Annotated in this window: 10 protein-coding genes; 3 read left to right on the top strand and 7 right to left on the bottom strand. The window is 51.1% G+C overall.

Annotated features, from left to right (window positions below; translation table 11 throughout):
- Positions 1-68: 68 nt before the first annotated feature.
- Together ACN4EK_RS16485 and ACN4EK_RS16480 are read right to left on the bottom strand one after the other, a co-directional pair.
- A complete protein-coding gene (locus tag ACN4EK_RS16485; RefSeq protein WP_431659116.1) occupies positions 69-818 on the bottom strand; it encodes an ABC transporter ATP-binding protein in 750 nt (249 codons plus the stop codon).
- Positions 819-840: 22 nt separating this feature from the next.
- Entirely contained in the window at positions 841-1,527 is a 687-nt protein-coding gene (locus ACN4EK_RS16480; protein ID WP_431659115.1) for a hypothetical protein, read from the bottom strand.
- Positions 1,528-2,259: 732 nt separating this feature from the next.
- Here ACN4EK_RS16480 and fmt point away from each other — a divergent pair.
- A complete protein-coding gene (gene fmt / locus ACN4EK_RS16475; protein ID WP_431659114.1) occupies positions 2,260-3,267 on the top strand; it encodes a methionyl-tRNA formyltransferase in 1,008 nt (335 codons plus the stop codon).
- A 57-nt stretch (positions 3,268-3,324) separates the two neighbouring features.
- On the opposite strand, the gene ACN4EK_RS16470 is transcribed toward fmt, so the two are convergent.
- Positions 3,325-3,693: a DUF6464 family protein gene (locus tag ACN4EK_RS16470; protein ID WP_431659113.1), complete on the bottom strand. Its 369-nt coding sequence runs from the start codon at positions 3,691-3,693 to the stop codon at positions 3,325-3,327.
- A 3-nt stretch (positions 3,694-3,696) separates the two neighbouring features.
- Entirely contained in the window at positions 3,697-3,861 is a 165-nt protein-coding gene (locus tag ACN4EK_RS16465) for a hypothetical protein (protein WP_431659112.1), read from the bottom strand.
- A 308-nt stretch (positions 3,862-4,169) separates the two neighbouring features.
- On the opposite strand from ACN4EK_RS16465, the gene ACN4EK_RS16460 reads away from it, so the two are divergent.
- The gene (locus ACN4EK_RS16460) at positions 4,170-5,228 is read left to right on the top strand and encodes a fatty acid desaturase (protein ID WP_431659111.1); all 1,059 of its coding nucleotides are present in this window, start codon (positions 4,170-4,172) and stop codon (positions 5,226-5,228) included.
- Positions 5,229-5,462: 234 nt separating this feature from the next.
- Here the strand turns inward: ACN4EK_RS16460 and leuS are convergent, their stop codons facing one another.
- The gene (leuS, locus tag ACN4EK_RS16455) at positions 5,463-8,039 is read right to left on the bottom strand and encodes a leucine--tRNA ligase (RefSeq protein ID WP_431659110.1); all 2,577 of its coding nucleotides are present in this window, start codon (positions 8,037-8,039) and stop codon (positions 5,463-5,465) included.
- A 105-nt stretch (positions 8,040-8,144) separates the two neighbouring features.
- Positions 8,145-8,462 (bottom strand): hypothetical protein, encoded by a 318-nt coding sequence (locus ACN4EK_RS16450; protein WP_431659109.1) that lies wholly within the window; start codon positions 8,460-8,462, stop codon positions 8,145-8,147.
- Between the two features lie 174 nt (positions 8,463-8,636).
- On the opposite strand from ACN4EK_RS16450, the gene ACN4EK_RS16445 reads away from it, so the two are divergent.
- On the top strand, positions 8,637-9,710 hold the full coding sequence (locus tag ACN4EK_RS16445; protein ID WP_431659108.1) for an ABC transporter permease: 1,074 nt from the start codon (positions 8,637-8,639) through the stop codon (positions 9,708-9,710).
- Here the strand turns inward: ACN4EK_RS16445 and ACN4EK_RS16440 are convergent.
- Complete coding sequence (locus ACN4EK_RS16440; protein ID WP_431659107.1) at positions 9,707-10,747, bottom strand: permease; 1,041 nt, start codon at positions 10,745-10,747, stop codon at positions 9,707-9,709. The two genes, ACN4EK_RS16445 and ACN4EK_RS16440, sit on opposite strands and share 4 nt — an antisense overlap.
- Between the last annotated feature and the right edge of the window lie 10 nt (positions 10,748-10,757).

Here is a 10,757-nt window from a genome sequence, read left to right as displayed (position 1 = left end):
AGATGTGTATAAGAGACAGGGGGAATGGGGAGTGGGGAATGGGGAGTCGGGAGTGGGAAAGGTGGGGGTTACTGTTCGTTGCTGGCAGGTGACTGGGTCAGTTCTAGAAACACGCTTTCTAATGTGCCTGCGGTTTCACCACTGGTGGCTCGCAGTTCATCAAGTGTGCCTTCGGCAATCAAGCGTCCGTGATTAATAATGCCGATTCGTTCTGCCATCCGTTCTGCCACTTCCATAATGTGGGTTGTGAGAATGACGGTATTGCCCTGCCGGACAAACTCAACTAGCATGTCTTTTACCAACCGAGCGGCGGCGGCATCTAAGCCCGATAGGGGTTCGTCCAGAATGATCACTTGAGGATTATGGATAAATGCCCCGGCTAATGCCAGCTTTTGCTTCATACCGCGAGAGAAGGTGTCACAGAAATCACCCCGCACCTCCCATAATCCCAATTGTTTCAGTAATTCTTGGGCAAGAGTCTCCGCCTTAGCCGCCGGAATTCCCCACAGTCCCGCGACGAATTCTAAATATTCCAACGATCGCAGCTTGCCATAGAGCATCGGTTCATCCGGCAAATATGCCAGCACTTTTTTGGCTCCATAGGGATGCCGGGTAATACTGTGACCTAAAATCACGGCATCGCCCTGATCCGGTTGTAAAAGTCCGGCGACCATGCGTAACGTTGTGGTTTTGCCAGCCCCATTCGGCCCCAGCAAGGCATAGAAAGAACCGTGAGGAATTTGCAGGCTTAAGTTATTCACGGCTGGATGAGTGCCAAACCGCTTATGCAGGGAGATTAATTCCAGGGCGATCGTCATAGCGACAGGAGGGTAGCCATCATTATGTTTGTACCTGAGGTCCCATCCAAACGCTACTCATAATCTGACCAAAGGTGACTGGACGATCGCCCGGAGCGGGAACCGTACAGCCATCCACATCTACAGTCCATAGATGCCAGTGTTCATCCCCCATATTGCCGACGCGGAATAAGGCGCGATCGAGGTTCGTTGCACTCCAACCCAACAGCACAGCGTTCGTGTACTGAAGATGTAAGGGAGATACCGTCCGCACCCGATTGTTTTCTTGATCCACAATCACGGCATAGTCTGAGGCAATGCTGGAACAAAATAGAGATTCAAACTCCCGAGCTAATAGGGAGTTGCCGGTCTGCGACCAGGAGACGGGGATGACGATCGAAATGCGTCCATCCAGGTCGGCTCCACTATCGAGAAAGGGATTATCCGCCAGTGGCGATGAGGGCGTGATGGCTTGTAAATCTCCCGTTTGTAGGTTTTCTAGAAATAAGACGCTAGTCACATGGCTGCGGAAAAATTCCGGCTGTACCTGCATCTGAATCCGGCTGTAGGCAGCATATTGTCGATCGGGCGATAACAGCGATTGACTACGGTAGTAATACAGTCCCGTGGGATGCCCCGATGCTTTTGCGGTGGCGGTTGCCATCACCCATCCCCAGGGCACGGGATGAGGACTATTGAGAGGATCAACCTGCACCGACTGATTAGACATAACCAGAATCCAACTAAACGAATAATGATTTGCATACACAAACTTATCTCTCGTCAGCAAATTGCCTCTTAGAGACCAACAAGGGATAGCGATCGCTGGGTTCTTGAAATGACAACTGCCGTTACTGGATCAATTCAGCTCACACCAGAATTGCGATCGCAGACTGGGTCAAATCAAGGGTGACTTGGGCAACGATAGTGAATCGTCAGATCTAGGGTTAGAGTTCACTATCAAGCGCGATCGAGATTGTCATACGGTTGATAGGTCATTCCGACCTAAAATTTATCCCATGACTAAAAATTTAGGTTACTGACAAAAGTTGTTTATTTTAATGGCAAAACCAACCAGCAAACCAACTTTTTTGCCCAGCGCCTCAATTTTGCAGACAGAGAATGTTTGAAACGTCGGAATTGTCACCCGCACCACCCCTCTACCCTCCAATTTCTCAGGAATTTAGGGAGCGAGCAGAGTGGAGTTGATCCGGTTGGAACATTCTCTAAGACTCAATAGGATTAACTGTTTAGGTAGAAAAACCCACAATCAGAGAAACCGATTTGCTTACCTTTATGTATAGCAAGCACAGTCTCAGAAGACATGAGATGTAACGAAGATTCCAACAGATTTAACTTTTGTAATGATTCCTCTGGAGACAAGCGAGGAGCAAGCCACAGAAGATAGACCATAGAAAATGGTTTATTCTTTATCCTGCTATCCCTCTGATTGCTCAATTTTATGCGGCTTGTTTTCTTTGGTACTCCTGAATTTGCGGTTCCCAGCCTGGAACGGTTGCTGGCACAACCAGAATTTCATGTGTTGGCGGTGGTGACACAACCCGATAAGCGGCGCGGCAGAGGTAATCAGTTAATGCCATCTCCTGTCAAACAGGTTGCCGTCCAGCATCAACTCCCTGTCTGGCAACCCAAAAGTGTCAAAAAAGATGCCGAGACGTTGGCGCAACTGCAAGCGACTCAAGCCGATGCCTTTGTGGTAGTTGCCTATGGACAAATCCTGTCGCCACAGATTCTAGATATGCCACGATTAGGCTGTATCAATGCGCATGGCTCAATCCTGCCTCGCTACCGGGGAGCTGCACCGATTCAATGGAGTATTTACCACGGCGATCGCGAAACAGGGATCACAACGATGCTGATGGATGCGGGGATGGATACAGGGGCAATGTTGTTAGAGGCAAGAACCCCGATCTCCCTGCTCGAAACCGCTCATGATGTCGCTGTCCGGTTAGCGAATTTATCGGCAGATTTGTTAGTAGAGACGTTACTCAAGTTGGATCAACATTCAGTCCAACCGATCCCTCAGGACAACGATCGGGCGACTTACGCTCCCTTAATTCAAAAAGCGGATTATGGGTTGGATTGGTCACGTCCCGCGATCGACCTCCATAACCAAATTCGCGGCTTTTTCCCAAACTGTGTTGCCAGATTCCGGGGCGAAAATTTGAAAATTACGGCTACGGCTCCGCTCGACGATCCCTTCTGGTCAGAATTACCGCCCGAACTGCAACCCTTAAACTCCCTTAGTCCCACCTGGAATCAAGAGGCAAATCAACCAGGGGCAGTCGTCGCGATCGCCAAAGGTTTGGGACCAGTGATGCAAACCGGAGAGGGCTGGCTATTACTGCGAGAAGTACAACTCCCTGGCAAGCGTCCCCAATCCGGCTCAGATTTTGCCAACGGTAGCCATGTGACGATCGGTGAACAGTTGGAGAATGGCGAGGTTTAACCATTCCCCCTTCCCCCCTCCCCCCTTCCCTCATCTTCCCTATCCTCCCAACCTGCCTTAATCCGCCCGATCGGCGATCGCCTCGTAATAGCGACAATTGCCACAGGGCCCATCGGGGTTGACTGCACAACGAATTAACTCCGATCGGGCATTAAAGCGGCAATTCACATCACCCACCACCCACCGTCCTTGCAGTTGACTACGTTCGACGGGGCGTTGAGCCGATTGAACATAGAGAGCAACTTTGTGGAGACGATAGCGTCCAGCTTTCAATTGGTAGCGATGTCGCCGTTCCAAGACGGCATAGGTTTGTCCTTGTAGATCCAGGTAAGACCCTGGTTGGGGAGTCCAATCGAGGTTAATCTTACCCAATGACTGATGTGGGTGCGTCAGAATCACCTCTGTTGGCAGGGATGATGGCTCCATGATCTAAATGTAATCCGGCTTACACATGGTTTGATGGTATCGCACTCGTAGAGCCACGCTGATCCCTGATGATGTCTGTTTATAGCTTGCTGGCGGAATGAAAGCGATGTCTGATTGCCGCGATCGGAGTCCCAGGACGATCGTGGCAGCTTCGGGATAATCTCCCATCTCCTAGCTGACTATGAGATGATAAAAAAGTAAAGTTTTGTAATATTAAGGTTTAAGGTAGTGTTGTGATCGTTGATTTGCTGCGATCGATTAACTGAGGGCAGCTCTGCTGAAAGGTAAATCTACAGAATTTCGATAGATTGCCACCTGATGAAAGTCGGTTTCATAGTCAACAGTATGCAACAATTGCAAAAGTTTGCCTGGTACACACTCAAGCTAATAGGACTTAGACCTGCTAGCTGATCGAGGGCAGCAGGGGTTTTGTGTGCCTCAAATTCCAGATTTACTGTGGGAGAAACACATCGTTCATGACAGTATCCATTTCTCTGTCCAATCCAACACCAGTGTCAGCGCCGCCCGCTCCAGAAGCGAAGTTGCGCCTCAAAGACATTGTCAAGAGCCTGCCCAAGGAATGTTTTCAGAAAGATATGCGGAAAGCCTGGGCTGATGTGGTCATAAATATTTTGATGATCGGTTTGGGCTATGTCAGCCTGACGATCGCGCCCTGGTTTTTGTTACCGATTGCCTGGATCTTTACGGGAACTGCCCTAACTGGTTCGTTTGTGATTGGGCACGACTGTGGACACCGTTCTTTCGCCAAACGTCGCTGGGTGAATGATCTGGTCGGACACCTGATCATGCTGCCGTTGATCTATCCCTTCCATAGTTGGCGAATTCTCCACAACAAGCACCACAACTACACCAACAAAATGGATGTGGATAATGCTTGGCAACCTGCCCGCCCGGAAAATTATGGTGCTGCGCCGCGATTGCTACAGTTAGGCTACCAAACCCTACGGGGTAAGTTCTGGTGGATTGCCTCGATCGTGCATTGGGTCGGTCTGCACTTTAACCTGAATAACTTTGAGCCGAAAGATCGCCGGAAGGTGGCGTTCTCCAATGGCTTGGTAATTGCCGCCGCCGCGATCGGCATCCCAGTCATGATTGCGACCCTGGGCGTATGGGGCTTGGTCAAATTCTGGCTCATGCCCTGGTTGGTCTACCATTTCTGGATGAGCACCTTCACACTGGTTCACCACACCGCCCCCGATATCATCTTCCAGGAACCCGAAGAGTGGGATGCGGCAGCCGCCCAACTAGCGGGTACAGTTCACTGCGACTATCCGGCTTGGGTGGAATTCCTCTGTTTCCATATCAATGTCCACATTCCCCACCACCTTTCTACCGCCATTCCCTCCTACAATCTGCGGATGGCACACCGGAGCTTGCAAAAGAACTGGGGCAGCTATTTACACGAAAGTCGGTTTTCTTGGGCACTGATGAACGACATTACCAGCAAGTGTCATTTGTATGATCCTGAAACGGGCTATCAAACCTTTAAGCAGTTTCATCAAGCCAATCGATAACTCAAACTTGAGATAGTTATATTAAGGGGGCGATCGCCAAGCAGAACTTCTGCCGCGATCGCTCTTTTGGTTGAGGAGCTTGGATTTAGATAGCCTGTAAAAAGTCGTTAACCTCTTGCGCCCTCATCCCCAACCCTTCTCCCGCAGGAGAAGGGAGCCAGACAGCGAATTCCCTCTCCCTGGGGAGAGGGCTAGGGTGAGGGTAAAAATTGCCGGTAAAACCAGCCACGATCTTTAGCTGATCACAAAGTTCACCAGTTTTCCTGGCACAACGATCACTTTCTTGGTTTCTTTGCCTTCCAGGTAGCGGCGACCCACCTCCGACTCACGGGCATATTGCTCCAGTTCTTCCTTGCTGGCGGTTGCCGGAACCTGGATCGTCCCCCGAGTTTTACCCAGAATTTGAATCACTAAGGTAATCTCGTCAGCGACCAGCGCACTCGGATCTGCCTCTAACCAGGATTGCTCGTGGATGGAATCGGTATGCCCCAACTGATGCCACAGTTCCTCAGCAATATGTGGTGCAAAGGGAGCCAGCAGAATTAACAAGGTATCAATGCCTTCCCGATAAATCGGTGACTCCTTACAGGGCGAATCCGTCAAGGCGTTACTGAGTTTCATTAACTCCGACACCGCCGTATTGAACTGATATTCTCCGTCCAGATCCTCCGTGATTTCCTGAATCGCCGTATGGATGGCTCGTCGCAGTTCCTTTTCTGGCTTCGATAATTGATCAACCTGAATTTTTTTAGACTTACTAGCGGTTGGCTGGCTACCAAACTCAGTCACTAATCGCCAGACCCGATTCAAAAAGCGAAACTGTCCTTCGACATCGGCTTCGTCCCATTCCAGATCCTTTTCCGGTGGCGCTTTGAACAGGATGAACATCCGCGCTGTATCGCAACCATACTTCTCAATCACCGCTTCCGGAGCCACCCCGTTATACCGGGACTTCGACATAGTAGTATAGGCGACCTGTAACGGTTCTCCCGTTTGGGGATCTTTCGGATCGGCAGGATCGACCTGGAAGGAGGGAATCCACTTATCTTTCCCGGTTTTGTGGGGATTGAAGTAGGTTAAACCCTGCACCATCCCTTGAGTCAGCAAGCGTTGGAAGGGTTCGTCGAAGTTGAGCAAGCCCCGATCGCGCAACACTTTGGTAAAGAAGCGCGAATACAACAGGTGCAGAATCGCGTGTTCAATCCCACCCACGTATTGATCGACGGGCATCCAGGTATTCGTTTTCTTTGGATCAAATACCTGTTGGTCATTGTTGGCATCGGTAAAGCGCAAAAAGTACCAGGAGGAATCGATGAAGGTGTCCATCGTATCGGTTTCGCGCCGCGCCGGAGTGCCACAGGTAGGACAGGGGACATTTCGCCAGGAGTCCAATTGGGTCAAGGGGGATGCGCCCCGACCCGTCAGTTCAATATCCTCTGGCAAGGCTACCGGGAGGTCGCTGTCGGGCACAGGCACCGCGCCACACTGAGGACAGTGAATAATCGGAATCGGTGCGCCCCAGTAGCGTTGACGGGAGATCAGCCAATCCCGCAGGCGATATTGCACCCGAGCTTTGCCAAATCCCTGAGCTTCGGCGTATTCAATCACCGCCGTTTTGCCTGCTACAGACTCCATGCCATCAAAGTCACCGGAATTGACCATGATCCCCGGATCAACGTAAGCCGCCGTTAATTCAGCCGCCGCATCACCCCCTTCCGGCATGATCACCGTTTTGATCGGGAGGTTCTGTTCCTTGGCAAACTTGAAATCCCGCACATCATGAGCCGGAACTCCCATCACCGCGCCAGTGCCATACTCCACCAGCACATAGTCGGCAATCCAGATCGGAATTTCGGCTCCGGTAAAGGGATTAATCGCCGTTCCCCCGGTGGGAATTCCCCGCTTAGGTTTATCTTCTGCCGTCCGTTCTAACTCGCTTTGATCGGCAATCTCTTTGACAAAGGCTTCCACCGCTGATTGGTGTGCCGCCGTCGTCACTTTAGCGGTTAACGGATGTTCTGGAGCTAATACGACATAGGTGACACCATAGACTGTATCGGGACGCGTGGTGAACACACCAATTTTCTCATCCATCCCAACGATCGGAAATTCCAAATACGCCCCGATCGACTTACCAATCCAGTTGGCTTGCATTAACTTAACGCGATCGGGCCAGCCATCCAGTTTTTCCAGATCGGCTAACAACTGTTCGGCGTAGTCAGTGATCTTAAAAAACCATTGTTTTAATAACTTGCGTTCGACCTTGGCACCTGATCGCCAGGAACGACCTTCACTATCGACCTGCTCGTTAGCTAACACCGTTTGGTCGATCGGATCCCAGTTGACCGCCGCTTCCTTCTGGTATGCCAATCCCGCTTTAAAGAATTCCAGAAAGATCCATTGTGTCCAGTGGTAGTAGTCCGGAGAACAAGTGGCGAGTTCCCGACTCCAGTCATAGGACAATCCCAAGCGCTTCAATTCCGATCGCATCTGGGCAATATTTTGATACGTCCATTTCGCTGGATGGGTACCCCGGTCGATCGCGGCATTTTCGGCAGGTAAGCCAAAGGCATCCCAACCCATTGGATGTAACACTCGATAACCTTGCATCCGCCGGACTCGCGCCAGCACATCGGTAATCGTGTAGTTACGCACGTGTCCCATGTGCAGATTGCCGGACGGATAGGGAAACATCGACAGCGCATAGAATTTGGGCTTGTCGCTATCATCGGCGGCACTATACAGATCCTGCTCTTCCCAGGTCTGCTGCCACTTTTCCTCAATCGCTCCAGGGGTATAACGGGACTCCACGCAAGAAACTCCTGACTTATCTCAGTAATGGGTTAGTCTCACCATTCTAAGCCGATCGCTTCCTGAGTTTTGGTCAGTCCGATGAATCGATCATGTTCTGAGTCGTTAGTATTCCAGAAATAGCGTATTAAAGCCGTCAGTGGATTCGTAGACAGGCACTTTAGCGATCGCCTGAGGTTGGCTGGGTTCGGCATCTCGTAGGTGATGGGCAGCAGTTTCCAACCCCTCGATCTGTTCTTCTAAAGTGGCTAAGCGTTGCTGAATGCGATCGCGCCGTTGATCCAAAGTCTCTAATTCCTGCTGGAGTCGCTTTTTCTCTGTAACTAGCTTATAAATATCCAGATAGGCTGCGGCTTCCGTCTTCTGGCGCGGCATCGTGGTGATTTTAGGGCGAATCTGGGATTGGGGGAGATGGGGGCGCATGGCATTCATCCTGTAGCCGAGTGAGAATTTTCCTTTAGTGTGCCCGGTTTGGCGGAAAGATACACAGGTGGGGGAGATCAGGAGTAGGGAAGATGGGGAGAGCAGGAAGATAGGGAGGTTGTAGGAAATTGATAGGGAGCGGTGTAGGGTGTAGGGAACGTTTGGAGGGTGGGTGTGAACCGGAATCTAAGGCAACTGTTGCCGGTGCTGTCTTCGGTGTTTGCGATCGCGGCAGCCTTGTTGGTGGGAGCAGGATTGATTGCGATCGCGGGGGTGAATCCGGTTCAGGCGTACTTGGTGTTGTTTCGGGAAGCGTTAGCTAACTACTATGGGTTCGGTAATACGCTGACGAAAATGGCTCCCCTGTTGTTAACCAGCCTGGGAATTTTAGTCGCGCTGAAAGCAGGGCAATTCAACATTGGGGGAGAAGGACAGATTTATTTAGGGGGCTTGGGGGCGGCAATCGTCGGGCTATCGTTTCCAGGCTTGCCAGCGATCGTGCATCTGCCGTTAGCCTTAGCCGCAGGATTTTTAGGTGGGGCAGTTTGGGGCTTGATTCCGGGCTACCTCAAGGCAGTGCGGGGTGTGAATGAAGTGATTACAACCCTGTTGCTCAATTATGTTGCCCAATATCTAGTCAGCTACATGGTTAGCTATCCGTTACTGGAACCGGGTGCGCCCAGTCCCTTCAGTCCGCCGATCGCGGCAACGGCGCAGTTACCGATTCTACTGCCCCAAACTCAGACCCATGCTGGAATTCTGTTGGGACTGGTACTCGCAGGTGTCCTCTGGTTTGGGTTAACGCTCACACCGTGGGGTTATCAGATTGCAGCCGTCGGACAAAACCCGATCGCGGCTCGGTATGCCGGGATGTCAGTGCCGAAAACGATTATGGCAGTCATGGCACTCTCTGGGGGATTAGCCGGATTAGCGGGGGCAGGTGAAGTCATGGGACTGCGCTATCGCCTGTTTGAAAATTTTTCACCGGGATATGGCTTTGATGCGATCGCGATCGCCTTCCTCAGTCGGGGAAATATCGCGGGACTGATCTTGATTTCGCTGTTTTTTGGCGCACTTCGGAGTGGGGCCAATGTGATGCAACGCAGTGCAGGAGTGCCGTTTACCGTGGTCTATGCGATTCAGGGATTAACGGTGTTATTTATCGCGATCGCGCTAGTCCTAGAACGGCGATTGGCTAGCCGTCAGACTCCATCAGCTACTAATATCACCTCATCTACCGTGGCTTAGCTAATGTACAAATTCACGAACAGGGTAAACAGAAAGGTTAATTGACCTGCCAGGACAAATAGGTAAAACACGGCTCTTGGTTTAAAGATAGACAGCATCAAGCCGATAGCTTTCACGTCGATCATCGGTCCGAACACCAGAAAAGCCAGCAACGAACCACTGGTAAACGTGGAAGCAAAGGACAGGGCAAAAAAGGCATCCACCGTTGAACAGATAGACACTACTGCCGCTAAGAGCATCATTGCCAGAATCGAGGTGACAGGTCCCTGCCCCAAATTCAGGATGACTTCACGGGGCACAAACACCTGGACGATCGCGGCGATTGCACTCCCCAATACCAGCACACCGCCTAATTCCCGCATTTCCTGCATCGTATTTTCCAGCAGGATTGCCAGCTTATCGGGGAATGGTTTACTGATCGGACTTTCCAGGGCGATCGCGGCTTGCATCATCATCGCCTCGGCCTGCACCGGCTGATCGGATTGCCCTAAAAAATAGGTGCCAGATTGCAGTAATGGCGAGGTTTCCAGGTCTGTTGTCTCTGCCGATTTGCCTCTGCCCCGACGTTTAAACGGCACGACCCGAGCGATCGCAGGTTGCAATAACGGACGGAGATCGGCTTGGGCACTAAATACCCAACCAATAATGGTGGCGATCGTTAAGGAGAAACCAATCCGCAGAAACACAACTTCCGGTTGATCGCGGAAGGCAATCCAGGTTGCCCAAAACACGATCGGATTAATCGTGGGTGCAGCCAGCAAAAAGCCGATCGCCACTGCCGACGGCACTCCCTGCATTAACAAGCGACGGGCAACGGGCACATTCCCACATTCGCACACTGGAAATAGGAATCCAATACAACTGCCGACCAAGGCTCCTAAAAATGGACTCTTAGGCATCAGGCGCACTAATTTTCGTTCATCCACAAATACTTGTAGACACCCGGAAAACAACACGCCCAAGAGTAGAAACGGCATGGCTTCTACTAGCAGACTCAGAAATAACGTAAAGGCACTATTGATTTGATTCCAATCCATGGGCGTTAAA

Source organism: Pantanalinema rosaneae CENA516 (assembly GCF_050753385.1).
Lineage (GTDB): Bacteria > Cyanobacteriota > Cyanobacteriia > Leptolyngbyales > Leptolyngbyaceae > Pantanalinema > Pantanalinema rosaneae.
The sequence above is the reverse complement of the archived record's forward strand: the minus strand, read 5'-3'. Positions and strand labels throughout refer to the sequence as shown.

What these genes read in the sequence shown, in the direction of transcription:
- ACN4EK_RS16485 (WP_431659116.1), bottom strand. Translation starts at nt 818, where the DNA reads ATGACGATCGCCCTGGAATTAATCTCCCTGCATAAGCGGTTTGGCACT.
- ACN4EK_RS16480 (WP_431659115.1), bottom strand. Translation starts at nt 1,527, where the DNA reads ATGTCTAATCAGTCGGTGCAGGTTGATCCTCTCAATAGTCCTCATCCC.
- fmt (WP_431659114.1), top strand. Translation starts at nt 2,260, where the DNA reads ATGCGGCTTGTTTTCTTTGGTACTCCTGAATTTGCGGTTCCCAGCCTG.
- ACN4EK_RS16470 (WP_431659113.1), bottom strand. Translation starts at nt 3,693, where the DNA reads ATGGAGCCATCATCCCTGCCAACAGAGGTGATTCTGACGCACCCACAT.
- ACN4EK_RS16465 (WP_431659112.1), bottom strand. Translation starts at nt 3,861, where the DNA reads ATGGGAGATTATCCCGAAGCTGCCACGATCGTCCTGGGACTCCGATCG.
- ACN4EK_RS16460 (WP_431659111.1), top strand. Translation starts at nt 4,170, where the DNA reads ATGACAGTATCCATTTCTCTGTCCAATCCAACACCAGTGTCAGCGCCG.
- ACN4EK_RS16450 (WP_431659109.1), bottom strand. Translation starts at nt 8,462, where the DNA reads ATGCGCCCCCATCTCCCCCAATCCCAGATTCGCCCTAAAATCACCACG.
- ACN4EK_RS16440 (WP_431659107.1), bottom strand. Translation starts at nt 10,747, where the DNA reads ATGGATTGGAATCAAATCAATAGTGCCTTTACGTTATTTCTGAGTCTG.